The sequence below is a fragment of the Chitinimonas arctica genome (assembly GCF_007431345.1).
Taxonomy (GTDB): Bacteria; Pseudomonadota; Gammaproteobacteria; order Burkholderiales; family Chitinimonadaceae; genus Chitinimonas; species Chitinimonas arctica.
Window position 1 is genome coordinate 3,555,908 of record NZ_CP041730.1, and the last position, 25,062, is coordinate 3,580,969.

Consider the following 25,062-nt stretch of genomic DNA (forward strand, 5'->3'; position numbering starts at 1 on the left):
GGCTGCGGCTGCCTGGGGAACGGTGATGGCGAAGTGCTTGTGGCTGCTTGTTTTGGCATTGCATGGCCTGGCCCATGCCGATGAACCGACTACTGCCTGGAAGTTCAGCGGCTTTGGCACGCTGGGGCTCACCCAGCACAATTCCGATCATGCCAGCTATCGCAGCAATGCCCAGCAGGCCAACGGGATAGCGAACGAGTGGTCGCTTAAGAACGATACGGTGCTGGGCGTACAGACGCGCTATCAAGCTTCCGACACCGTGGATTTCACCCTGCAGCTACTGTCCCGCCATGGACCCCGCAATAATTTCGATCCGCAGGTGGACTGGGCTTATATGGCCTGGCACGTCACCCCGTCGCTGAACCTGCGGGCAGGCCGTTTTATCGCGCCGGTGCTGATGGCGTCGGACTACCGCAACGTCAACTACAGCAACCCGTGGATACGTCCGCCATTGGAGGTCTATGGCCTGTTGACCCTGAACAATGTGGATGGGATCGATGCCATCTATCGCGGCAGCCTGGGCAAGCTGACCTATGCGCTGCAACCCTTTCTGGGACAGTTCAAATTGCCGCTGGGCGCCGGCCGCTCCATCCACTACCACCGCATGCGCGGGATCAACTCCAGCCTGCAGGCGGAGGATTGGATGTTCCGGTTGGCCTATATGAAGAGCGATCATTCCCTGGTCGATGAGTTCGGCATACCTTACCGGGTGCTCCGTTCCCAGATCGCGGCCCCCGCCTGCGGGCTGGCGGGAAGGCCCGGCCCCGGCTGCGAAACCGTCTATCCCGGCTACGCGGCCGTGGCCCAGGCGCTCGACGTGGAGCACAAGCGTTCCAATGTGCTGGCCGTGGGTGGCAGCTATGACGACGGTGACTGGGTGGTGCAGGGCGAGTTCGTTCGCCGCATGGCCGGGTCGGTGGTTGCTTCCGGGCAGTCCTGGTATGTGGGCGCGGGGCGGCGGATAGGAGAGTGGATGCCTTATGCGGTGCTGGCACGGCATTGGGCGGATACGCAGCAATATGTGCTCAAGCCGGCGGCCGCGTATGCAGGGAGGCCGGATCGGGTGGTGCGTAACTCATCCACGGATCAGTCCAGCATCTCCATCGGCCTGCGGCGTGAGCTGGGCCGCAATCTCGCCATAAAGGGACAGATCGATTGGCTCAAGCCGGAGCCGGGCCGCTACGGGGGGACGTTCGGCAACGGCAACTTGTTTCCCAATGTGCCGCCGCCTACCGGGAAGTTCCTGTCGGAATATGGCGCCATACGGGTCATGACCGTATCGCTGGATTTCATGTTCTGAGCGGAGATGGCCATGCAAAACGCACGCTCGACCTCGCCGCTTTCCCGCCACCGCTGGTGGGCCTTGCCCTTGTCCCTGGCCTTTTGGGGTTTGCCGGTATTGGCCGAAGACTGGCTGTTGGTGGCCGATGGTAAAAGCAAGTTGGGTAAACTCAGTCCCGAACAGGCCGCCAGTCTTTACCTGGGCGCCCTGGCCGAAATTCCCGGGGCGGGTAGAGTCATTCCCCTCGACCAGGCCGAGACCTCCATGCTTTACCTGCAATTCCATGCCACGGTAACCAGGAAGACGCCGGCTCAACGCTTGGCCTACTGGTCGAAGATGTTGTTCAACGGCAAGGGCGAACCACCGCGCCAATTGTCGAATAGCCAAGAGGTGATCAAGCTGCTGCGCGGCAACCCCAGCATGATCGGTTACATCGAAAAATCGGCGCTGGATGGGTCGCTGAAGGTATTGCTGGCCGGAAGGCCTTGAACGGGCATGGGCTTGATCAGCATTACCCGATCAGTACATGGTTTTCATGCTTTTCACCGTCCAGTTCGAAGTAGCTTGTCCCATTCCGCACAAATCCATGCTTCCGGTAGAAGTCCATTGCACGCCTATTGCGCGCATTTACCGTGAGCCAGATCTCGGCATCGCCACTACGCGACTGCGCAATCTGGCGACATTGCCCCAACAGCATGGAACCCAGGCCCGCTCCCGTGAAATGTTCTTGCACATAGAGCGTGGCCAGCTCGGTGCCCTGTCTCCCGTCTGGCCTGGCGGCTTGAAATGCCAGCGTCGCGTAGGCCAGCAAGGCATTGCCGGATTCGGCCACCAGCACCTGGGCATCGGTGCGCGCGAGTAGGGACAGGAAGTTGGCCGGCGTAAATTCCTGCAGGACATACCGGGCCAGCGAGGGCGTCACCCCATCGGTTGCGTAGGTGTGCAACCAGACTTGGGTTGCCAGCGCGGCCAGGCTGTCCGCATCGACGGCGACCGCCGGGCGCGCGCTTACTTCCAATGCAACCGCTCCACCTTGTAACTGTCGTTCGGGGTAGGCTCCACGCCCAGGAGCGTCTTGTCGTACACCACCATGGGCATCGCGTAGGCTAGGGTGGTGAACGGGACTTCATCCGCCAGCAGCTTTTGTATTTCGATATACAGCTTGGCACGGGCGGCCTGGGTGGTGGCGTTGCGGGCGCCGTCCAGTGCGGCATCGGCCTTGGCATTGCACCACTGGGCGAAGTTGTAGCCGTTCCTGGTTGCATCGCAACCGGCCAGGTTGCTGTAAAAGCCGTCCGGATCCAGGGCGCCGCTCCAACCGCTGAGCATGGTCGGCGCATCGCCGGCGCGGGCGCGTTTGACCAGTTCCACCCACTCCATGCTCTGCAGGGTCAGTTTGACGCCCAGCTTGGCCCAGTCGGCCTGGATCAGTTCGGCGGTCAGCCGAAAATTGGGATTGGTGCCGGAGCCGCCTGGGCGTACCCACATTTGTGCTTCGAAGCCTTGCGGGTAACCGGCATCGGCCAGCAATTTGCGCGCGGTGGCCAGGTCCGGCGTGGCCGGTTTTTGCGTTTCCACGCCCCACAAGCTGCGGGGCGAATACGGGGTGGCAGCAATCTCGGCACGTTCGTCGAAGACACTCTTCACGATGGCGGCACGGTCGATCGACATGGCCAGCGCTTGGCGCACCCGCTTATCGTCGAAGGGTTTTTTGCCGACATTGAAGAACAGCTGGCTGCTGGTCTGGATACGCAGCGGCTTGCCGGTCAGTTTGCTGCTGGCCAGCAGTTTCGGCAGGTCCTGCGGCTTGATGTTGTCGGCCAACTGGCACTCGCCGGCCAAGAGCTTCTGCGCCCGTACGACCGGATCGGGGACGGTGCTGATCAATAGCTTGGCGATGGCCGGTTTGCCGCGCCAGTAATCGGTATTGGCGTCATAGCGAATCTGCGCGCCCTTGTCGAATTTGCGGAAGACGTAGGGGCCCGTACCTACCGGCAGGCTGGCCAGCTGGGTCGGCGTGCCGGCCTTGTCCAGTTGCAGGGCATACTCGGCCGAAACGATGGACAGGGCCGGGTGGGCGAATCGTTCCAGCAGCGGCGCATAGGGCTTGGTGAGGGTCAGCCGGACGGTATGTTCGTCGAGTTTTTCCACCGCCTTGAACAGATTGTTCCAGTCGCCCGACAGTGCGTAGGGAAAGCCGCCGGGCGCCGCCTTGGCGCCGGGGTGCTTAGCGTCGATCTGCCGTTGGATACTCCACAGCACATCATCGGCGTTGAAGTCGCGGCTGGCTTTGAACCAGTCGGTGCGCTGCCACTTCACGCCGCGCCGCAACTGGAATGTGTAGACCAGGCCATCCGCCGAGATATCCCATTTCTCCGCCAGACCGGGGCTGAACTTGAATGGACCCGGTTCATACTCGATCAGATTGTTGTAGATCTTGTAAGCCGAGGCTGCCTGGGTGGTGTTGTTGGCGCTTTGCGCCGGATCGAAGCCATCCGGGTCGGCATCGGCGCAGATCACCAAAGGCTTGGCCGCCATGGCGGTTGAACCGACGAGCAGGAGCAGGACAAGGGGCAGGGTGCGCATGGGCAGGCTCGGGGGGAGGATTAGGGAATCCCGCTATCGTAACGGGTGTTCGCCTAGGTCTCTATATAACAAAAGGTAATTTCAATCGGATTCGTGGTCACAGCCACGATGGCCGGCTAATAGTGCGCAATCGCCTTGACGCTGCCGTCCACGGCGGCCTTGTCGATATAACCGATGCTATTGGGATTGCTCGCCACGAATTTTTTGACGTCGGCACTGCTACCGATTTCCTTCGGCGCGACGGCCTTGCCGGTGAACTGCAGCTTGGCGCGGAATGCCCGCACGGCGGTCGCGCTCTTGTTCAATGCCCGGGTGCTGAATTCGTCCCGAAGGGGACCCGCGCTTTGCTCCACGGGGATGACCACCTGGCCATTGGCAAAACTATTGCTTTTGCCCAGGAACAGCTGGGCGATTTCATCGGCGGACAAGGTCTCCACACCGGCCTGGGGGTGGACGATCACCGCGATCTCGGTCGCCTGGGCAGCGCCGGCCAGCAATGCAAGCAGGGCACAATGACGGAGTTTCATATTGCCCCTCATTAGAAGACGAAGTCAGCGGCGAGGCTGTAGACATTGACGGATTTCCCGTCGGCCGGCTTCAGCATCCAACTGTCGCGACCCCTTTCCGTTCGGATGCGGTCGAACTGGGCTTTCAGGGCGATATTTCGATACACATCCCAGCGCACGCCCACACCGGTGGTTTTTTGGGTGCCCGCGCCGGATACGCCCCTGACGATGGACTTCAGCCCCGCCAGCTCCGGCGAAGGGGCAAGCAGAGAGTCGGCCGCGGTGTTGCGATGGCCTTGCACCGCGGCGTGGGTGAGATAAGGCATGACGGTGCCCAGGCGATAGCCGAGCGTGGCATACCAGCCGTCGGTATCGCCGATAAAGCTCTCCACCCGGCGCTGGGTGTATTCGGCCTGCACCAGCCAGGTATCGTCGTCGAAGGCCAGTCCTACGCCGGCAAAGGAGGTTTTCTTGGCGCGTGTTTCCAAGGCGGCGGCGGCGTCGCGCCACTGTGCCAGTCCGGGAATCCGGCCGACATCGCGCATCGCTTCGAATAGGCTGTCCAGCGACGGACTCTCGCCATCCAGGCGGGAGTACATATAGCCGGCGCGGAACAGCCAGGCGCCGTATTCGTAAGTAGAGTTGAGCCCAGCCATTTTGCGCAGTTTGACGTCGAAGTCTGGCCGCAGCCTGGATGGCGCCAGTCCGAAATAGGGTTGCAAGCGCGCGGTACCGCCGCCCAGCTTCCCGCTCCAATTGGCATCGATACCGTCGAAATAAGAGGACGCAGCCTGCGAATAGACATCGACCGGGGGGCGCACCCAGGGCGAGGCATAGCCGACATTGCGGGAATCGGAAATCAGGAACAGGGGCGTGCCCATCCGCCCGGCGCGGAAGGACCAGGCTTGATCGAGCCGGTACTTGATATTGGCCCACTCCAGTTCGGGTTTGAAATTACCGTCGCGATTCTTTTGCGCCAGGGCCTGGATGGTCAGGCTGAAGGCATCGTCGAATCGGTAGTCCAGCTGTAGCGCCAGGCGAGAATCCACACTGAAATCCAGCGTTTTCCCCGCACCGCTGTTTTGCCGCAGGTCGCGTACGAACTGGGCGGAATCGGTGTTGATCCTGACTGCGCCCAGGGTGCCGAAGCCGGACATGGTCAGGTCGCCTACGTCCGCCCGGGCGGCGCCCGGGAAAACCGCCGCCGCAACGATGGCCATGGTCTTCCATCTTGTCATTGCCGCCTCCTGGCGTTCGAGCATTCCTAGGCACTGTAGACAAGCATGGCCCATACACAAACCGGCGAGGACGCGTCGCGACTACTCTTTCTTGGCTTCGGGCTCGAACCAGCTGGCATTCGGCAGCCGCGCGAAAACCCGCTTCAACCCTTCGCCCCAGCCTTTTTGCAGGAGGTGGAAATAGGGATCATCCTGGTCGATCCGCTGCGGCTTGGCCTGGCAGAAGGAATTGGCCTGGTAGAGCAGCATATCGATCGGCAGGCCCACCGACAGATTGCTGCGCAGGGTGGAATCGAAGGAGATCAAGGTGCACTTGGCGGCTTCGATCAAGGAGGTGTGATGGCGCACCACCCGGTCGATGATGGGTTTGCCGTATTTGGACTCGCCGATCTGGAAGTAGGGCGTGTCGAAGGTGGCTTCGATGAAATTGCCCGGCGAATAGATCTGGAACAGGCGCGGCGCCTCGCCCCGGATCTGGCCGCCCAGCAGAAAGTCGCCGCCGAAATCCACACTTTGGCCGGCACCCTGGTAGCAGCCATCGCGGGCGTAGACTTCCTTGCTGGTGGTGCCGACCAGCACGGCCGCATCGTACATGCTGGTGACGTTGCGCAGATTGGGGCGGTCCTGGTCCACGCGCTGCCGCAGCAAGCTGACCACGCTTTGCGTGGTGGCCAGATTGCCGGCGCTGAGCAACACGATCAGGCGTTCGTCCGGCTGTTCGAACAGGTGCATCTTGCGGAAGCTGGCAATGTGATCGATGCCGGCGTTGGTGCGCGAATCGGAGGCAAATAACAAACCGGCCTCCAGTCGCATAGCGACGCAGTAGGTCATGGCGGTAGTCATTTTTGCAGTGGGATAGTGCCAGTGTAGCCTAATCCTGCGGACCCACGTCCAGGTGCAGCTGCCAATATCCCACATCGATCCAGCGCTCGAACTTGTAGCCGACCTGTTCAAACCGCGCGACTCGGCGGTATCCCAATTTTTCGTGCAGGGCCACGCTGGCGGTATTGGGCAGGGCGATGCCGCCGATCACGGTATGGCAGCCGATCTCGCGCAAGCGGGCCAGCAGGCAGCGATATAGTTCGCTGCCCAGCCCCAGCCGCTTGGCGGTAGGGGCCAGGTAGACCGAACTTTCCAGCGCATAGCGATAGGCTGAGCGGGCCCGCCACTTGGCGGCATAGGCATAGCCCTGCAACTGGCCATCGCGTTCCGCCACCAGCCAGGGCAAACCGGCGGCCAAGGTGTCGCTTATGCGATCCGCCATCGCGGCGACGCTGACGGGCGTTTCCTCGAAGGTGATGACGCTGTCGAGCACATAGGGGTTGTAGATCGCGGCGATGGCGGCAGCATCCGCCGCGCAAGCCGACCGTATCGTGAATGGGGCGGTCTCGGCCGAGTCGGCAGGCCGCGGCGTGCCGGCGTCTCCCAAGCGTTTGAAGTAGATGGCGGTAGGGCGCAACTGGCCGTCCGGATTGCGGGCAAAGTCGGGGATTTCACCCACCCGGCTATAGCCAAGCGCGCTGTAGAAGCCTTCCGCGCCGGACCCTGCTTCGGTATCGAGATACAGCAAGCCACGGCCAAGTCGGCGCGCCTGATTTTCCACCGCGGCCATCAGGCGGGCGGCGATGCCCTGGCCGCGCCAGTCGCTGTGCACCATCAATTTTTGGACTTCGGCGCGATTGTCGCCGTTGGCCCGGCCGCAAAGGGACAATTGCACGGTGCCGACGATGCGGCCTTCCGCGCGTGCGATCCACAAGCGCAGCTCGGCGGGCGGTGTCGCCAGTATCGACTGCCAATAGCCGTAGGCCGTGTCGGTGGATAGGGGAGGCATAAAGCCCAGACTGGCGCCGCCTTGCACCGCGTCGCACAGCAGGGCGGCCAAGCCCTTTGCCGTGGCGGCCATGTCTTTTGCCGTCGCCGTATCGTCCGCGCCGGTGAATGGTTCGATATGGAGTGTCGCGCGATCGTACATAAGCCGGGCCCTGTCGAAAGAAGGGCAATACGCAAATGTCGTGCCGAACAAGCCGGGTGCGTAGCGACGGTCGAAAAACACGACCGTCGCCATGGCGATGCACTGGTTTGGTGCTGATTGGCAGGTGACGGGCGCAGCGTGGTGCGCGGTGCCGTCAGCCAAAGGGGAGGGCAGGCTACAACTGCATGGACTTGATTTCGTAGAATTCGTGGATACCGAAATCACCCCATTCGCGGCCATTGCCCGATTGCTTGTAACCACCCAGCGGGGCGTCATAGTTGAAATCGCCGCCGTTGACGTAGCAACCGCCCGCGCGGATCAGCCGGGCGATACGGATGCCTTCTTCCTTGGTGGCGGCCCATACGCCGGACGATAGGCCATAGACGCTGTCGTTGGCGATATCGATGGCTTCGTCCAGGGTGCTGTAGGGGATCATGCAGATGACCGGCCCGAAGATTTCTTCCTGGGCAATGGTCATCTTGTTGTGTACATCGCGGAAGATCGTCGGTTTGACATAGGCGCCGCGCGACAGCCCTTCCGGCCGTTCGACCCCGCCGGTCACCAGCTTGGCGCCTTCATCCAGGCCCTTCTGAATGTACTTGAGCACGGTCTCGCGCTGGCCCATCGAGCTCATCGGACCGACATAGGTATCCTTGTCCATCGGGTCGCCGACCTTCAGGCCCTCGGCCACACGCTTGGCGATCTGCACCGCTTCTTCGTAGCGGGACGCCGGGACCAGCATGCGGGTCAGGGCGATGCAGGTCTGGCCGGTATTGATCATCACATCGCGCACGCCGGAGCCGACGGCCTGTTCCAGCGGGGCGTCCTCGGTGATGATAAAGGGCGATTTGCCGCCCAATTCCAGGCACACGCGCTTGATGGTCTCGGCGGCGAGCCGCTGGATGCGGCGGCCGGTGCTGGTCGAGCCGGTGAACGACACCATGTCCACTTCGGGGTGGGTCACCATGGCATCGCCCAGCTCGCCGCCCTTGCCGGTGATCAGATTGAATACGCCGGCCGGCAGGCCGATCTCGGCCACCGCCTCGGCGAAGATCAGGTCTTGCAGCGGCGTGACCGAGGAGGGTTTTAGCACCATGGTGCAGCCGGTGGCGAGGGCGGGGGCAACCTTGCCGATCAATTGGTATAGCGGGTAGTTCCAGGGTGTGATGAAGGCGCAGACGCCGACCGGCTCGCGCACGATCAGCGAGTTGTTGACCTGCTTCTCCACTTCCATTTCAAAGGCCCGTTCGGCGAAGTTCTTCAGCGCCGATACGCAATTGACCTGGATCACCTTGGCGATTTCCAGCGGGCAGCCCATGGATTGGGTGATGGCCAGGGCCAGCTCGTCCTTGCGCTTTTCCAGCGCGGCATGCAGCTTGCGGATGTAATCGGCCCGCTCGGCGGCGCTGGTGCGCGACCAGGCCGGGAAGGCGGCGCGGGCGGCGGCAAAGGCGCTGTTCAGATCGTCCAGGTCGGCATTGCAGGTCTGGGCGAAGGCTTCTTCGGTGGCAGGGTTATGGATGGCGGTGAAGCCACTGCCATGCGGTGCGCGCCATTCGCCGTTGATGAACAGTTTGTCGTAGCATTTCATTGCAAGATTCCTCGTCGTGGATACGGAAGAAAATGGGCGGCACGGTGAGCCGCCATGAAGGTAACGGCGCCGGTCCTAAAAACTCGGCGTTGAATTGGGGCTGACCAGGCTGGCGCTGACGATCTCGGCTGTTTCGCTGCCCAGGTTGCGGAAGCGGTGCGGCAGGGTGGAATCGAAGTAATAGCCTTCGCCCGGTTTCAGTACGCGGCATTGCTCGGCCACGGTCAGCTCGATCTCGCCCTTCACCACCATGCCGACCTCCTGGCCGGTATGGCTGAGCATTTCGGCGCCGGTGTCGGCACCTGCTGCGTAACGTTCATGCAGCATGGTGATATGGCGGTTCTGTACGCCATGGCCCACCAGGAACAGGTCCACCCCTTCACCGCCGATATTCGGCATCTGTTCGCGATCGAAGAAGGGGGAGGGGCGGGCGGGTTCGGCGATATCGAAGGTGAAGAATTCCGCGAGGCTCATCGGTACGCCATCCAGCACCTTCTTGAGCGAGGAGATGGAGGGGCTCACGCGGTTCTGCTCGATCAGCGAGATGGTACTGTTGGTCACGCCGGCACGCTTGGCCAGCTCGCGCTGTGACAAAGCGTGCTTTTCGCGTATCAGCTTGAGGCGGGTGCTGACTTCCAGTGACATACGGTGTTCCTTGCTGGTCGGTAGTGGCGGAGGGTCGTGGTGTCCAATATAGTGAACACGCTTCCAGGCGGAATTATACGGGCTTGCCGGCCTTTGTAACGGGCGTTTTGCGGCAAAGTCGTTGATATTACGTTTTATTGCGATGCACAACCGATCGTGCTTGTCTCCGCTTTAGCGGCTGGTGTTTAATATGTTTGACATCGCGTTCGTAGCTGGCGTTGAGAATGTTTGACGCGAAGCAGTAAGGCAGGTGGGGCCACGAGCCGCTCGCCGTATCGACTAAAACCATGGAGACAAGCATGCTGATCGGTGTACCGAAAGAAATCAAAAACCATGAATACCGCGTAGGTCTGACGCCGGCCGGCGTCAAGGAATTGAAGCGCAACGGCCACGAGGTCTTGGTGCAGACCCAGGCGGGTACGGCCATTGGTTTCCCGGATGATCAGTATATTGCCGCCGGCGCCCAGATCGTGCAGGCCGCCGAGGAGATCTTCAAGCGTGCCGAGATGATCATCAAGGTCAAGGAGCCGCAACCGGTTGAATGCGCCATGCTGCGCCCGGGCCAGATTCTCTATACCTATCTGCATCTCGCACCCGATCCTGAACAGACCGCCGCCCTGGTGAAATCGGGTTGCGTGGCGATTGCCTACGAGACGGTGACCGATGCCCGTGGCGGCCTGCCTTTGCTGGCCCCCATGTCGGAAGTGGCCGGGCGGATGGCGATCCAGGCCGCGGCGCGCGCCCTGGAAAAATCGGCCGGTGGTTCCGGCGTGCTGCTGGGCGGTGTGCCTGGCGTGGCGCCGGGCCGCGTGCTGGTGATCGGTGGCGGCGTGGTGGGCACCCATGCGGCCCGCATGGCGGCCGGCCTGGGTGCCGACGTGACCATCCTGGACCGTTCCCTGCCGCGCCTCAAGGAGATCGACGAGGCTTTCGGCGGACGTATCAAGACCTTGTATTCCACCCAGGATGCCATCGAGAACGAACTGCGCCAGGCCGATGCCGTGATCGGCGCGGTACTGATCCCCGGCGCGGCGGCGCCCAAGCTGGTCAGCCGCGAGATGCTGGGCTTGATGAAACCGGGTTCGGTGCTGGTGGACGTCGCCATCGACCAAGGTGGTTGCTTCGAAACCTCGCATGCAACCACCCACCAGGAGCCGACCTACGTGGTGGACGGCGTCATCCACTATTGCGTGGCCAATATGCCGGGCGGCGTGGCGCGCACTTCGACCATCGCCCTGACGAATGCCACCCTGGTCCACGCGGTAGCGATCGCCAACAAGGGTTGGAAAAAGGCGCTGCGCGACGACGTCCACCTGAAGAACGGACTCAACGTCTGTCAGGGCAAGGTCAGCTATGCCGCCGTGGCGCAGGTGCTGGGCTATGAATATACAGCGGCGGATTCGCTGCTGAACTGAATCGGTTTTTGACTGACCTCGCCCGCGCCGGACCGGCGCGGGTAATTGAATGGGTAGCAACAAGCTATGCAACGCAAACCGCTGGTGGCCTTGGTGGCCGACCGCAAGCAACTCGGCCCGCATCCCTTCCATTGCGTGGGCGAAAAGTATATCGATGCCGTGGTCGGCGGCGCCGACTGCCTGGCCATCGTTATCCCGGCCCTTGGTGATCGCCAGGATTTCGACAGCCTGCTCGATATGGTGGACGGGCTGCTGTTCACCGGTAGCGCCTCCATGGTCGATCCAGCCCTCTACCAGGGACCCGGCCTGCCGGAGGGGCAGTATCTCGATACCGCCCGCGACCAGACCGCCATGCCGCTGATGCAGCGTGCCATCGCCCGCGGCATGCCGGTATTCGCCATCTGCCGTGGCTTCCAGGAAATGAACGTCGTCCATGGCGGCAGCCTGTTGCAGAAAGTCCATGAAGTGCCGGGCATGCTCGACCATCGCGAGGACGATAGCGCCGCGCTGGACCTGCAGTACGGCCCCGCCCATCCGGTGCGCTTCACCGAAGGTGGCTTGATCCAGCGGACCAGTGGCCTGAGCGAGTACAGCGTCAATTCGATTCATAACCAGGGCGTGGAACGCCTCGGCGCCGGCCTGCTGGCCGAAGCCGTGGCGCCGGACGGCCTGGTGGAAGCCTTCTCCGTGAAGGATGCCAGCGCATTTGCGCTCGCGGTGCAATGGCACCCCGAGTGGAAATACGCCGGCAATCCGCTGTCGGTCAGCCTGTTCAAGGCTTTCGGCGCGGATTGCCGGCGCTATCAAGCGGGCCGTTGAGGGTTTGAACCACCCTGGGGAAACGTCGGAAAGCGACGAGGAATCCGCCTCGCCGCGCTTTCCCACGTTTGCCAGCCTGCCAACAACCGGAGGTTCGCCGCCTGGCGGCGAAAAAACAGCAATGAACCAGTTCCATGACTTTTTCCGTGAGCACGGCATTACCGAAGTCGAGTGCGTCATTCCCGACATGACCGGGGTCGCCCGCGGCAAGATTCTGCCCAAGAGCCAGTTCAATTCGGCCAATATGCGACTGCCCAAGGCCGTCATCATCCAGACCGTGACCGGCGATTGGCCGGACGACGACAGCATTACCGGGCCGACCGATCCGGACGTGGTGTGCGTCCCCGATTTCAATACCGCCCGCCTGGTGCCCTGGGCCCCGGATCCGACCGCGCTGGTGATCCACGATTGCGTCAACTTCGACGGCAGCCCGGTCGATATCTCGCCGCGCTATGTGCTGCGCAAAGTGCTGAAACTGTATGAGGACCGCGGCTGGAAGCCGGTGGTGGCGCCGGAGCTGGAATTCTACCTGGTGGAGCGCAACGTCGATCCCGACCTGCCGCTCAAGCCGCCGATCGGCCGTACCGGCCGACCGGAGATCGGCCGCAATAGCTACAGCATCGACGCGGTGAACGAATTCGACCCCTATTTCGAGGACGTCTACGCCTACAGCGAGGCGATGCGCCTGGATGTGGACACCTTGATCCATGAAGTGGGCGCGGCCCAGATGGAAATCAACTTTGTCCACGGCGATGCGCTGGACCTGGCCGACCGGGTGTTCCTATTCAAGCGCGTAGTGCGCGAAACCGCCCTGCGCCATGGCATCTATGCCACCTTTATGGCCAAGCCCATGCAGGACGAACCGGGCAGCGCCATGCATATCCACCAGAGCGTGGTGGACAAGCAGGGAAATAACGTCTTTTCCCAGGCGGATGGCGGTCCTTCCGACCTGTTCCTGGGCTATATCGCCGGGCTGCAGCGCTATATGCCGGCGGTGATGCCCATCATGGCGCCGTTCGTGAACAGCTATCGCCGCTTGAGCCGTTTTTCCGCCGCGCCGATCAACCTGGCCTGGGGCTTCGACAACCGCACCGTCGGTATCCGCATCCCCAATTCCGGACCGGAAGGCCGCCGGGTCGAGAACCGGGTGCCGGGCGTGGACGTGAACCCCTACCTGGCCATGGCGGCCACCCTGGCCTGCGGCTACCTGGGCATGGTCAAGGGCCTCAAGCCGACCGACCCGATGAGTACCAGCGGCTACGACCTCGACTACGACCTGCCGCGCCACCTGGAAGACGCCATCGAAGCGATGCGCGACTCGGCCGATATCGCCGAAACCCTGGGCGCCGATTTCGTCAAGGCGTTCTGCGCTGTGAAGGAAAAGGAATACGACACTTTCTTCCGGGTAATCAGCTCCTGGGAGCGCAGTCACCTGCTGCTTAATGTATAAGGACGCGCTGATTTAATGCGCAAACGAGCGCTAGCGAGGCTCCCTCGCGGCGGCGAGGGCGGGGGGAGTGGGATGTATACAGCGGGGAATCGTTGATAACTCTCGGTCCGTGAACACCCGGCTCCGCCGGGTGATGAGCCGCAGTTTGAGTACGCGCAATATTTCGGTGTGTCCATAAAGCGCGCCGGCAAGCATTACCCACACCTTGATCAGTACCGGCAGCGGGTCGTCCCCGCTGCCGCAGAAATGGAGAAGCACATGAGCAATATTTTCGACAACCGTCCGGCCGTCCACGCCGAAGCGCATAAGCCCGGCGGCATGTTCGCGGCCCGTTCCACCAGCGAGTGGCAGCAGCTGGACGCCGCCCACCACTTGCATCCGTTCAGCGATATGGGCTCGCTCAACAAGCAGGGTAGCCGGGTGATTACCCGGGCGGACGGGGTATTTCTGTGGGACTCCGAAGGCAACAAGATCATCGACGGCATGGCCGGCCTGTGGTGCGTCAATGTCGGCTATGGCCGCAAGGACCTGGCCGATGCCGCCTACAAGCAGATCTGCGAGCTGCCGTTCTACAACACCTTCTTCAAGACCACCCATCCGCCGGTGATCGAATTGTCCAAGCTGCTGGCCGAAGTGACGCCGGCCGGTTTCGAACACTTCTTCTATTGCAATTCGGGCTCCGAAGGCAATGATACGGTGCTGCGCGTGGTGCACCAATATTGGGCCGTGATGGGCAAGCCGGCCAAGAAGCACATCGTATCGCGCAAGAACGGCTACCACGGTTCCACCATCGCCGGCGGCTCGCTGGGCGGCATGGGTTATATGCACGAGCAGATGCCCTTGCAAGTGCCTGGCATCGTCCATATCGACCAGCCGTACTGGTATGGCGACGCCGGTGAGATGAGCCCGGCCGAGTTCGGTCTCAAGTGCGCCCGCCAACTGGAAGAAAAGATCCTCGAGCTGGGCGCCGACAATGTCGCCGCCTTTATCGGCGAACCGTTCCAGGGCGCCGGCGGCGTGATCTTCCCGCCGGAAAGCTACTGGCCGGAAATCCAGCGCATCTGCCGCAAGTACGATGTGCTGCTATGCGCCGACGAGGTGATTGGTGGTTTCGGCCGCACCGGTGAATGGTTTGCCCACCAGCATTTCGGTTTCGAGCCGGATACCATGACCCTGGCCAAGGGCCTGACCTCGGGCTATGTGCCCATGGGCGCGGTCGCCATCCACAAGCGCATCGCCGAACCGCTGATCGCCGGCGGCGATTTCAACCATGGCCTGACCTATTCCGGTCATCCGGTTGCGGCAGCTGTCGCGGTGGCCAATATCCGTGCGCTGCGCGACGAGGGCATTATCGACCGCGTGCGCACCGAAACGGGGCCGTACTTCCAGAAAGCCCTGCGCGAAGGCTTGGCCGCCTCGCCGCTGGTGGGTGCCATCGACGGCACCGGCCTGGTGGCGGGTATCCAGTTGACCGAAGACAAGGCCAGCCGCAAGCGCTTCGCCAACGGCTACGAAATCGGCCTGAAGTGCCGTGACCACTGCTTCGGCAATAACCTGATCATGCGCGCCACCGGCGATCGCATGCTGTTGTCGCCGCCGCTGGTGATCAGCCGTCCCGAAATCGACCTGCTGGTTGAGAAGGCCGTGAAGTGTATCGGCCTGACCGCAATCGATCTGGGTATGGCGTAAACGGAACTATTTCGGGTGGACCGCATACATGCAGTTCACCCGAATCGCCGGACAATGGAATAATTACTGCTTGTTTCGAGTCGGAATACGCTTTCTTGCCCTGTTTTTGTCGGGCAAGGGGAGCGTGTGCCGTCTGTTTGGTTCTGCCTGGTTACCAAAAACTCCGTGGAGATTAGAAGCGATGGCGAAAAAGCAGTTTGTTCTTACCGTGCTGGCGGCCCTGGTCGCAAGCTTGGCTCCGGCGCACGCGGCCGGAAAGCTGAATGTCTACAACTGGAACGACTATATCGGCGACAAGACCGTGCCGGATTTCGAGAAAGCCCAGGACATCAAGGTCAAGTACGATGTGTATGACAGCAACGAGACCCTGCAAGCCAAGCTGATGACCGGCAAATCGGGTTACGACCTGGTTGTGCCCTCGCTGGAATTCGCGGCCAAGCAGATACAGTCCGGTGTCTACCTGCCCCTGGACAAGTCCAAACTCCCCAATTACGCCAATCTGAATCCGGAAATCCTCAAGAAGGCCGAAGCGGCCGATCCGGGCAATAAATTCCTGGTCCCCTATATGTGGGGTACCACCGCGTTCGGCATCAATGTCGACAAGGTGAAAAAGGCTTTGGGCAGCGAACCCATGCCGGCCGACGAGTGGGAACTGATCTTCAATCCCAAGTACACCAGCAAGCTGAAATCCTGCGGCATTTCCTTTATGGATACCGGCAGCGATGTCTACTCCATGGTCAATATCTACCTGGGCAAGGATGCCAACGACCATAGCGAAGCCGCCCTGAAGGCCGCGACCGACACGCTCAAAGCGGTGCGCAAGGATGTCCGCCTGTTCAACTCATCGCCCATCGATCTGTTGGCCAATGGCGATGTCTGCGTGGCCATGTCCTTCAATGGCGATACCTATATCGCCAAGGACCGTGCCGAGCAGGCCAAGAAAGGCCTGAAGCTCGAATACATCGTACCCAGCAAGGGCACGATTCTGTGGGTGGACAATATGGCCATCCCCAAAGACGCCAAAAACGTCGACAACGCTTACAAGTGGATCAACAATATCCTTGATCCCAAGGTGGCGGCGGATATTTCCAACAAGGTCAATTACGCCAATCCCAATCTGAAGGCCACGCCTTTCGTGAACAAGACGATCGCGGCCGACCCGAAAATTTACCTGACCGCCGATGCGATGGCCAAGTTGCAGGCCAAGAAGCCGATCGATCCGGCTGCGCAGAAAGCGATCACCAAGTATTTCAATCTATTCAAGACGGCCAAGTAGGCCCCTCTCGCGGGCCGTGCCCTTTGAAAGGGCCGGCCCATCAGGAGATTCTGAGTAAAGCTGCGCCGCCGCAGCTTTACTCAGGGCTTCCCGACGAAAACTCATTTAGTACGGAGCTCCCTATCGTGGTGGTTGCAGCAAATCAAGCCGATGCAGCGAATGGCGACAGCAAGCAGAATTATCTCCAAATCAAGGGTGTGACCAAGAAGTTCGGCGATTTCTATGCCGTCGACGACGTCAATCTAACGATTCCCAAAAACGAAATCTTTGCCCTGCTGGGTAGCTCGGGTTCCGGTAAATCGACCCTGCTGCGCATGCTGGCCGGTATGGAAACGCCGACCGAAGGCCGCATTATCCTGGATGGCCAAGATATCACCGATATCGAGACCTACCGCCGCCCCACCAATATGATGTTCCAGTCCTATGCGCTTTTTCCGCATATGACGGTTGAGCAGAATATTGCTTTCGGTCTCAAGCAGGACAAGGTCCCCAAGGATGAAATCGTCGAGCGGGTCGGCAAGCTGCTCGACCTGGTGCAGATGCGTAAATACGCCAGGCGCAAGCCGCACCAGCTGTCCGGCGGCCAGCAACAGCGGGTGGCGCTGGCGCGCAGCCTGGCCAAACGTCCCAAGCTATTGCTGCTGGACGAACCGCTGGGCGCCCTGGACAAGAAGCTGCGGATGGAAACCCAATTCGAGCTGGTCAATGTCATCGAGGCGGTGGGCGTGACTTGCATCATGGTGACGCACGACCAGGAAGAAGCCATGACCATGGCCAGCCGCATCGCCATCATGAGTGAGGGCAAGCTCAAGCAGGTGGGCGGGCCGCGCGAGATCTACGAGTTCCCGAACTGCCGCTTCACCGCCGAATTCATCGGTTCGACCAATACCTTCGAGGGCAAGCTGTCGGTGGACGAGCCGGACCATATCGTGATCGACTGCCCCGAGCTGGCTCGCGGCGTGTACGTGGACCATGGCATTACCGGACCCAAGAACATGACGGTCTGGTATTCGATCCGGCCGGAAGAAGTCACCTTGTGCCGCCAGACGCCCGACAAGCAATACAACTGGGTGGAAGGCAAGGTGCACGATATCGCCTACCTCGGATCGCACTCGGTCTATCACGTCAAACTGGCGTCCGGCCGCATCGTGATGGCCAATGTACCGACCAGCCATTGGGGCGGCGACAAGCCCGCCACCTGGGGTGACGATGTGATCGTCAAGTGGAACGACAATGCCGGCGTGGTGCTGACATCATGAAAGCCCTGCTCCGTCGTTGGCTACCCGGCGGCCGCTCCGGGGTGATCGCCATCCCCTATGTCTGGCTGCTGTTCTTCTTTGTGCTGCCGTTCTTCTTCGTGCTCAAGATCAGCTTCGCCGAGCCCGATATCGCCCAGCCGCCTTATTCGCCCCTGCTCAAGCAGGAGGAGAACAAGACCGTCGTCACGCTCGATACCACCAAGTACAAGACCATATCGGGCGAGGTGGAGGCGTTTTTCGAACTGCCGTGGAACGAAGCCAAGGAAGCCAGCCAGTATGTGGTGGCCTATTGGAACGCCCTCAAGCTGGCCTTCTTCACCATGCTGTTCACGCTGCTGATCGGCTATCCGCTGGCCTATAACATTGCCCGTTCCAGCGAGGCCACCCGCAATACCTTGCTGATGCTGGTGATGATCCCGTTCTGGACCTCCTTTTTGCTTCGGGTCTATGCCTGGATAGGTATCCTGAAGGACAACGGGGTGATCAATAACCTGTTGCTGGGCATGGGCCTGATCAGCGAGCCCATTCCCATGCTGTATTCGCCGTTCTCGGTCTTGCTGGGCATGGTCTACAACTACCTGCCATTCATGATCCTGCCGCTGTACGCGCATCTGGTGAAGCTGGATGGCCGCCTGTTCGAAGCGGCCGCCGACCTGGGCGCCAAGCCCTGGACAACCTTCTTCCAGATCACCTTGCCGCTGTCGAAGGCCGGCATCATCGCCGGCTGCATGATGGTTTTCATCCCGGCCGTGGGTGAGTACGTCATACCCGCCTTGCTGGGTGGCGGCGACGTGGTATTTATCGGCAACAAGCTGATGGACGATTTTGGCGCCAACCTCGATTGGCCGCAGGCTTCCGCCGTGGCGGTGATCATGCTGATCCTGTTGAGCGGACCCATTATCTGGTTCCACCGCTTCGAGCAAAAAATGCAGGAGCCCGAATAATGAATAAGATGCCGATCGGTAACCGGCTGTTCATGGGCGTGGGGTTTTTCTTCCTCTATGCCCCTATCCTCAGCCTGATCATCTATTCCTTCAACGAGTCGCGCCTGGTGACGGTCTGGGGCGGGTTTTCGCTCAAGTGGTACCAGGTGCTGATGAACGATGCCGACTTGCTGCAAGCGGCCGGCCTCAGCTTCAAGATCGCCTTCCTGTCCGCCTCCCTGGCCGTGGTGCTGGGGACCATCGCCGGTTTCGTGCTGGCGCGGTTCGGGCGTTTCAAGGGGCACTCGCTGTTTGCCGGCCTGACCACCGCACCGATGGTGATGCCCGAGGTGATCGTCGGTCTCTCCATGCTGCTGCTCTTCGTCGCCCTGCAGACCGGGCTGGGCTGCAGCGCGGACGAGTCCAGCGGCCTGCTCAGCCGACTCGGCTGCTGGGCCTTCGGCGAGCGCGGCATGGTCACCATCTGGATAGGCCACACGACCTTGTGCATGGCCTATGTGGCGGTGCTGGTGCAATCGCGCTTGCGGGAGCTGGACCGCTCGCTCGAAGACGCCGCCATGGATCTGGGCTGCCATCCGTTCAAGGTCTTCTTCGTGATCACCATCCCGGTCATCTCGCAGGCCTTGGTATCGGGCTGGCTGTTGAGCTTCACGCTGTCGCTGGATGACTACGTGCTGACGGCCTTCCTGTCCGGGCCAGGCTCCACCACCATGCCGCAGTGGATCTTTTCTTCGATCCGCCTGGGTCTGACACCCGAGATCAATGCGCTTGCTACCATCGTCATCGTGGTGGTGACGGTTTTCGTGGTGGTGTCCAATCGCCTGATGCTATCGGCCCAGGCCAAGCGCGACCGGGCCATGCAGGCGGCGTTTTCGTCTGGCGGGAAGACTGCCTGAGTAGGGTCGGGGGGAGCGTGAGCTGTCGGGCGCTCTCCTGATCGCAAGTGCTGCATTTGGGTATGGATGAGTACGCGCCACAGAACTCTTGGGACATCTGCCGGTCTACCTGACCGCGAGGCAATCCACGCGGCGAGGATGCCGCCAGATACCCTGGAGGATGAAAACCCATGCGCTTCCTTGATCCCAAGACCGAGTTCGCCTTCATGAAGATCTTCGGCTCGGAACAGAGCCATGAATTCCTGTTGTCTTTTCTCAATGCAGTATTGAATCTGCACTCGCCTTACCGCATCGTCGAGGTCACTCTGCTCGACCCTTGCCAGGCGCCGCGTATCGTCGGTATGTTGAGCTACTGCCCTCATGTCAGGGCATGCGACGAAGCCGGCAAGTCCTACCTTATTAAGATGCAAGTGCTCAATGCCGAAGGCTTCGAGCAAGGGGTGCTTTATGATGCCTGCATGGCCCATTCCACCCCAGTCGAGCGGGAGGGCGGGCACCGTGTGCTGACCGACGTCATTGCCCTGACCTTCACCACTTTTTTCATGTTTCCGGACAGAAGCGAGGTCGTCAGCAGGTTCCAACTGCGTGCCAATGACTGCCGGCTGTATGGTGAGGACCTGGAGCTGGTTTTCGTCGAGCTGCCGAAGTTCGACAAGGACGAGACGCAATTGGTCGATGTGCAAGACAAGTGGTTCTACTTCCTCAAAAATGCTGGCATGTTGGGGTGTATTCCAACACCGCTGGCGTCGGAAGCCCCGATCCGGCAAGCGCTCGATATCGCCAACTATGCCGGGCTGACGAGGGCGGAAGACGATATACAGGACCGGTGTCTATTTTTTATTCAAGACCAGCGCTACACCGTGCTCAGGGCCGGCTTGGCGGGCTTGAAGAAAGGCCATGAACTGGCAATTCAGCAGTTCACCGAGGATTGCGCCCAGGCAGAGCGCCTGCATGAGGCGCGTGGACTGCTGTCCACGTTGGACGATGCGACCATCGCCGGTATCACAAAGCTGACCATCGGCGACATCGCCGCATTGCGCGAAGAATGGCGGTTGGCGAAGCGGCTCGAGTGGGGTAAGCGGACTAGGAGCCCAAAAGGCATTGAAAAATTAACAGGGTAACCGGGGAGTCGCTGGAGCTTCCCGGCGCTTTCGGTATTGCGCGGGCGAACTCCCTGGTCGTGGGCTGGTCTATCTCGTCACGAGATTATCCACTCGACGGTAATGCCAACCGATCCCCTGGAGAGCGAAACTTCATGCGCTTCCTTGACCCCAAGACCGACTTTGCCTTCAAGAAAATCTTTGGCTCGCAACAGAGCCACGATATCTTGCTGTCTTTCCTCAACGCGGCATTGAGTCTGCAATCCCCTTACCGCATCGCCGAGGTCACCATCCTCGACCCTTATCAGGCGCCCCGCATCACCGGTATGAAAACCACTTTCGTTGACGTGAAGGCCCGGGATGAGACCGGTAAGCATTACATAATCGAGATGCAGGTCCTCAATGTCGAAGGCTTTGAGCAACGGGTGCTCTACAACGCCTGCAAAGCCTATTCAGGCCAGCTTGCCCCGGCTGCCAACTACAGCACGTTGACCGATGTGGTTGCATTGACCATCACCGACTTCATCATGTTTCCAGAGCGAAGTGAGGTTGTCAGTCAGTTCAAACTGCGTGCCGATGATGGCAAGCTTTATAGCGACGACCTCGAATTGGTCTTTGTCGAACTACCGAAATTCGGCAAGGACGAGACGCAATTGGTCGATGTGCAAGATAAATGGTTCTACTTCCTCAAATGTGCCGGCAGTCTGGAGTGTGTTCCCACACCGCTGGCGGAGGAAGTCCCGATTCGGCATGCCCTCGATATCGCCAACTATGCCGGCCTGACAGTGGCGGAAGAAGAGGAGCAGCAAAGGCACCAATTCTATATTTTTGATCAGCGCAACGTTGTGGTTAAAGTCGCGAAATCAAATATGGCGATAGGCTGGGCGAAAGGGCGGGTGGAAGGTAAGGCAGAAGGTAAGGCAGAAGGTAAGGCAGAAGGGATTTGGGAAGAGCGGCTGCGTTGGGCGCGTTCGCTGCTGCCGTCGACGGACGATGCTACCATCGCCCGGCAGACTGGACTGGATATTGGTGACATCGCTGCATTGCGCGATGGCTGATGCAGGTGGGCATTCGGCGTAGAGGATTCAAATTAACCGCTGTAATGGCGACAAAGTCCCGGCTTCCACCGGGACGATGGTTAAGTGCCGGCCATATCTACCCCAACGCCGCCGCCACCCACGCCTTAACCGCTTCCGCATCATTGGCCAGCCTCACACTGCGCTGCGGCAACTGCTCCAATTCGGCCAGATGCGCGGGACGCGGCGGGGTTTCGCCCAGTGCTTCCAGCAGGGTTGCTTCGAACTTGGCGGGCAAGGCGGTTTCCAAGGTCACCATGGGGATGCCGGGTCGGCGGTTTTCCAGTGCCACCTTCACGCCGTCGGCGGTGTGCGGGTCCAGTACCACGTTCCAACGGGCCTTGGCCGCCCGGATGGTGGCGATACGGTCGGCATGGGTGCTCTTGCCCGAGCTGAAGCCGAATTCGCCTACCATGCGGGCGAAATAAGGCGTCTTGCCCAGGTCGAAGCCGCCGGTGCGATCGACTTCTTGCCACAGCCTGGCCAACTCGCTGCCATCGCGGTCGATCAAGTCGAACACGAAGCGTTCCAGGTTCGAGGCCTTGGAGATATCCATGGACGGACTGGAGGTCGCATGGGTATCGACCGACGCGCGCACGGTGTATTTGCCGGTCTTGAAAAACTCGTCCAGCACATCGTTTTCATTGGTGGCCACCACCAGGCGACCTACCGGCAGCCCCATGCGGCGGGCGATATGGCCGGCGCAGATATTGCCGAAATTGCCGGAGGGCACCACGAAATCGACCGGGTCGCCGATCTGCGGGGCAACCTGCAGATAGGCGCGGAAATAGTAGACCACCTGGGCGACGATGCGGCCCCAGTTGATCGAATTGACGGCGCTGACCTTGTACCTGGCCTTGTAGGCGGCATCGTTATTGATGGCTTTGACGATGTCCTGGCAGTCGTCGAAGGTGCCGTCTATGGCCAGGTTGTGGATATTGGGGTCTTGCAGGCTGAACATCTGCGCCCGCTGGAACGGGCTCATGCGGCCGTGCGGCGAGAGCATGAAGACATTGACGCCCTGCTTGCCGCGCATCGCGTATTCGGCCGCCGAGCCGGTATCGCCCGAGGTCGCGCCGACGATATTGACCGCCTCGCCACGCCGGGTCAGCACATATTCGAACAATTGCCCCAGCAACTGCATGGCTATGTCCTTGAAGGCCAGGGTAGGGCCATTGGAAAGGTGCAGCAGATGGAGGCCTTCGTCCAGTTCGGTCAGCGGGGTGATGGCTTCGCTGCCGAATGCTGCGGGGGTATAGGCGGCTTCGACCAGCCGGCGCACATCTTCGGCGGGAATATCGGTGGCGAAGCGCGACACGATTTCGAAAGCCAGCTGCGGGTAGCTGAGTGCCCGCCATTGCTGCAGGGTGGCGTGATCGACGTGGGGATAATTGTCCGGCACGACCAGGCCGCCATCGGGAGCCAGGCCGCCGAGCAGGATATCGCTGAACGATTGCGGGGCCATGCCGCCGCGGGTGCTGATGTATTGCATGCTTGCGTTTCCTCGGACGGCGGACAGCCCAGCGGGCCGGCCGCCGGTTGACGCTATTTATCCAGGTTTTCCAGGCGTAGCTTGGTCAGGCGGCCGGCAATGGTGGGCAGGCTTTCGATGCGGGCGATCGCGCTATCCACGCGGTGCTCCTTGGCCACATGGGTGAGGATAATGATATCGACGATCTTTTCCCCCTCGGCCGGTTCCTTTTGCATCATCGCATCGATGGAAATGCTCAGGTCGGCCAGGATACGGGTCACATCGGCCATCACGCCGGTCTGGTCGTGCGCCTTCAGGCGCAGGTAGTAGGAAGTTTCCACTTCGCTGATCGGCAGGATGGGCAGATCGACCAGCCTATCGGGCTGGAAGGCCAGATGAGGCACCCGATGCTCAGGGTCGGCGGTCAGCAGGCGGGTGACATCGACCAGGTCGGCCACCACCGCCGAGGCGGTTGGTTCGGCGCCGGCGCCGCGGCCGGAGTAGAGCGTCTGGCCGACGGCGTCGCCTTGTACCACCACCGCGTTCATCACGCCTTCCACATTGGCGATGATACGCTTGGCCGGGACCAGGGTCGGATGCACGCGCAACTCGATGCCGTTGGGTTTGCGTTTGGTGATGCCCAGCAGTTTGATGCGGTAGCCCAGTTCCTCGGCGTAGCGGATATCGTCGCGGCTGAGGGTGGAGATGCCTTCCAGGTAGGCCTTCTCGAATTGCATGGGAATGCCGAAGGCGATGGCGGCCAGGATGGTCAGCTTGTGGGCGGCATCATGGCCTTCGATATCGAAGGTCGGGTCGGCTTCGGCATAACCCAGCTTCTGCGCCTGGGCCAGCGCATCGGCAAAGGAGGCGCCGGTATCGCGCATATCGCTGAGGATAAAATTGGAGGTGCCGTTGATGATGCCGGCAATCCACTCGATGCGGTTGGCGGTCAGTCCTTCGCGCAAGGCCTTGATGATGGGAATGCCGCCGGCCACGGCCGCTTCGAAGTTCACCATCACGCCGGCTTTTTGCGCCGCCGCGAAGATTTCGTTGCCGTGGATGGCCAGAAGGGCCTTGTTGGCGGTCACTACGTGCTTGCGGTTGGCGATGGCGCGCAGCACCAGTTCCTTGGCCAGCTCGGTACCGCCTATCAGTTCGCAGACGATGTCGACTTCGGGGTCGTCCACCACGGCGCGCATATCGTCGCCAAAGCTCAGCTCGGTACCGCTCGGCGCCGCTGTGCGGGCCTTGTCGATATTGCGCACGCCGACACGTTTGACTTCGATGGCGCGTCCCGCGCGGCGGCCGATTTCCTCGGCGTTGCGGACCAGTACCTTGGCGACACCGGCACCGACCGTGCCGAAGCCGAGCAGACCAACTTGAATAGGTTTCATACGGAATGCCTAACGTGGATCAAGAGATTTTTCGAAGTTGAAACAACCGATGACCATGCCCTCGCGGAAATAGAAGCGATGGGCTTCCGTCCGCTGGGTGCCGGAGTCCAGCATAAACCTGGTCGCGCCCCGTTGGCGGGCTTCCTCTTGAAGCCAGTTGAGCATCAGGCGACCGACACCTTGTGAGCGTCGGGTCGCATCGGTAACGAGGTCGTCCACATAAAACGTACGACCGGCGAAGGTATTGCGGTGGGTGCGGAAAACAGCCAGGCCCAATACAGCCTCACCCTCGACGGCCACCATCATCTCGCCGCCGTCGGCGACGATGCCGGCCATGGTCGAGGCATAGTCGCCCATTTGCGGGCGCAACTGCCGGTGGATGGTTTCGGCCCGCGCCAACCAGACCGGTTCGACGATTTCGCGATGGGCGTTGAGGTGGAGGATATGCATATC

23 protein-coding genes are annotated in these 25,062 nt (G+C 61.0%); 12 read left to right on the forward strand and 11 right to left on the reverse strand.

Features of this window, described 5'->3' with window-relative positions; translation table 11 throughout:
- Positions 1–37: 37 nt before the first annotated feature.
- On the forward strand, positions 38–1,300 hold the full coding sequence (locus FNU76_RS16140) for a hypothetical protein (protein WP_144279143.1): 1,263 nt from the start codon (positions 38–40) through the stop codon (positions 1,298–1,300).
- Between the two features lie 12 nt (positions 1,301–1,312).
- Positions 1,313–1,771, forward strand: coding sequence for a phosphate ABC transporter substrate-binding protein (locus tag FNU76_RS16145; protein WP_144279144.1), 459 nt, complete (start codon positions 1,313–1,315; stop codon positions 1,769–1,771).
- A 22-nt stretch (positions 1,772–1,793) separates the two neighbouring features.
- Here the strand turns inward: FNU76_RS16145 and FNU76_RS16150 are convergent, their stop codons facing one another.
- The 8 genes from FNU76_RS16150 to FNU76_RS16190 all read right to left on the reverse strand — a co-directional run bounded on the left by FNU76_RS16150 (position 1,794) and on the right by FNU76_RS16190 (position 9,820).
- Positions 1,794–2,300: a GNAT family N-acetyltransferase gene (locus FNU76_RS16150; RefSeq protein WP_223879055.1), complete on the reverse strand. Its 507-nt coding sequence runs from the start codon at positions 2,298–2,300 to the stop codon at positions 1,794–1,796.
- Positions 2,291–3,868: an ABC transporter substrate-binding protein gene (locus FNU76_RS16155; protein ID WP_144279145.1), complete on the reverse strand. Its 1,578-nt coding sequence runs from the start codon at positions 3,866–3,868 to the stop codon at positions 2,291–2,293. The genes FNU76_RS16150 and FNU76_RS16155 overlap by 10 nt, the downstream gene beginning before the upstream one ends.
- A gap of 116 nt (positions 3,869–3,984) precedes the next feature.
- On the reverse strand, positions 3,985–4,395 hold the full coding sequence (locus FNU76_RS16160; protein ID WP_144279146.1) for a type 2 periplasmic-binding domain-containing protein: 411 nt from the start codon (positions 4,393–4,395) through the stop codon (positions 3,985–3,987).
- 11 nt (positions 4,396–4,406) lie between these two features.
- Positions 4,407–5,612: a porin gene (locus FNU76_RS16165; RefSeq protein ID WP_144279147.1), complete on the reverse strand. Its 1,206-nt coding sequence runs from the start codon at positions 5,610–5,612 to the stop codon at positions 4,407–4,409.
- 81 nt (positions 5,613–5,693) lie between these two features.
- Positions 5,694–6,443: a proteasome-type protease gene (locus FNU76_RS16170; RefSeq protein WP_144279148.1), complete on the reverse strand. Its 750-nt coding sequence runs from the start codon at positions 6,441–6,443 to the stop codon at positions 5,694–5,696.
- 40 nt (positions 6,444–6,483) lie between these two features.
- Positions 6,484–7,584 carry an arsinothricin resistance N-acetyltransferase ArsN1 family B gene (locus FNU76_RS25060; RefSeq protein ID WP_308418562.1) on the reverse strand — a complete coding sequence of 367 codons (1,101 nt, stop codon included), beginning with the start codon at positions 7,582–7,584 and terminating at the stop codon, positions 6,484–6,486.
- Between the two features lie 175 nt (positions 7,585–7,759).
- Positions 7,760–9,175 carry an aldehyde dehydrogenase family protein gene (locus tag FNU76_RS16185; RefSeq protein ID WP_144279149.1) on the reverse strand — a complete coding sequence of 472 codons (1,416 nt, stop codon included), beginning with the start codon at positions 9,173–9,175 and terminating at the stop codon, positions 7,760–7,762.
- A 75-nt stretch (positions 9,176–9,250) separates the two neighbouring features.
- Positions 9,251–9,820, reverse strand: coding sequence for a cupin domain-containing protein (locus tag FNU76_RS16190; protein ID WP_144279150.1), 570 nt, complete (start codon positions 9,818–9,820; stop codon positions 9,251–9,253).
- A 299-nt stretch (positions 9,821–10,119) separates the two neighbouring features.
- Here FNU76_RS16190 and ald point away from each other — a divergent pair, with 299 nt between their 5' ends.
- From ald to FNU76_RS16240, 10 genes are all read left to right on the forward strand, one after another.
- Positions 10,120–11,235, forward strand: a complete 1,116-nt coding sequence (ald, locus tag FNU76_RS16195; protein WP_144279151.1) for an alanine dehydrogenase — start codon at positions 10,120–10,122, stop codon at positions 11,233–11,235.
- A 66-nt stretch (positions 11,236–11,301) separates the two neighbouring features.
- Positions 11,302–12,054, forward strand: a complete 753-nt coding sequence (locus FNU76_RS16200; RefSeq protein ID WP_144279152.1) for a gamma-glutamyl-gamma-aminobutyrate hydrolase family protein — start codon at positions 11,302–11,304, stop codon at positions 12,052–12,054.
- Between the two features lie 121 nt (positions 12,055–12,175).
- Positions 12,176–13,504 carry a glutamine synthetase family protein gene (locus FNU76_RS16205; RefSeq protein ID WP_144279153.1) on the forward strand — a complete coding sequence of 443 codons (1,329 nt, stop codon included), beginning with the start codon at positions 12,176–12,178 and terminating at the stop codon, positions 13,502–13,504.
- A 258-nt stretch (positions 13,505–13,762) separates the two neighbouring features.
- A complete protein-coding gene (locus FNU76_RS16210) occupies positions 13,763–15,193 on the forward strand; it encodes an aspartate aminotransferase family protein (RefSeq protein ID WP_144279154.1) in 1,431 nt (476 codons plus the stop codon).
- 181 nt (positions 15,194–15,374) lie between these two features.
- Positions 15,375–16,469 carry a polyamine ABC transporter substrate-binding protein gene (locus tag FNU76_RS16215; protein WP_144279155.1) on the forward strand — a complete coding sequence of 365 codons (1,095 nt, stop codon included), beginning with the start codon at positions 15,375–15,377 and terminating at the stop codon, positions 16,467–16,469.
- A gap of 128 nt (positions 16,470–16,597) precedes the next feature.
- On the forward strand, positions 16,598–17,728 hold the full coding sequence (locus FNU76_RS16220; RefSeq protein ID WP_144280718.1) for an ABC transporter ATP-binding protein: 1,131 nt from the start codon (positions 16,598–16,600) through the stop codon (positions 17,726–17,728).
- The gene (locus FNU76_RS16225; RefSeq protein WP_144279156.1) at positions 17,725–18,672 is read left to right on the forward strand and encodes an ABC transporter permease subunit; all 948 of its coding nucleotides are present in this window, start codon (positions 17,725–17,727) and stop codon (positions 18,670–18,672) included. Before FNU76_RS16220 ends, FNU76_RS16225 begins: the two co-directional genes overlap by 4 nt.
- Positions 18,672–19,568: an ABC transporter permease subunit gene (locus FNU76_RS16230; protein ID WP_223879057.1), complete on the forward strand. Its 897-nt coding sequence runs from the start codon at positions 18,672–18,674 to the stop codon at positions 19,566–19,568. Before FNU76_RS16225 ends, FNU76_RS16230 begins: the two co-directional genes overlap by 1 nt.
- Before the next feature lie 170 nt (positions 19,569–19,738).
- Positions 19,739–20,689, forward strand: coding sequence for a PD-(D/E)XK nuclease family transposase (locus FNU76_RS16235; RefSeq protein ID WP_223879058.1), 951 nt, complete (start codon positions 19,739–19,741; stop codon positions 20,687–20,689).
- A 134-nt stretch (positions 20,690–20,823) separates the two neighbouring features.
- On the forward strand, positions 20,824–21,726 hold the full coding sequence (locus FNU76_RS16240) for an Rpn family recombination-promoting nuclease/putative transposase (protein WP_144279157.1): 903 nt from the start codon (positions 20,824–20,826) through the stop codon (positions 21,724–21,726).
- A 97-nt stretch (positions 21,727–21,823) separates the two neighbouring features.
- Here FNU76_RS16240 and thrC read toward each other — a convergent pair whose 3' ends face one another.
- From thrC to FNU76_RS16255, 3 genes are read right to left on the reverse strand one after another with little or no spacing between them, the layout of a single operon-like run.
- On the reverse strand, positions 21,824–23,236 hold the full coding sequence (gene thrC, locus FNU76_RS16245; protein WP_144279158.1) for a threonine synthase: 1,413 nt from the start codon (positions 23,234–23,236) through the stop codon (positions 21,824–21,826).
- 53 nt (positions 23,237–23,289) lie between these two features.
- Positions 23,290–24,609, reverse strand: a complete 1,320-nt coding sequence (locus tag FNU76_RS16250; protein ID WP_144279159.1) for a homoserine dehydrogenase — start codon at positions 24,607–24,609, stop codon at positions 23,290–23,292.
- A 9-nt stretch (positions 24,610–24,618) separates the two neighbouring features.
- On the reverse strand, positions 24,619–25,059 hold the full coding sequence (locus FNU76_RS16255; protein WP_144279160.1) for a GNAT family N-acetyltransferase: 441 nt from the start codon (positions 25,057–25,059) through the stop codon (positions 24,619–24,621).
- Positions 25,060–25,062 lie beyond the last annotated feature (3 nt).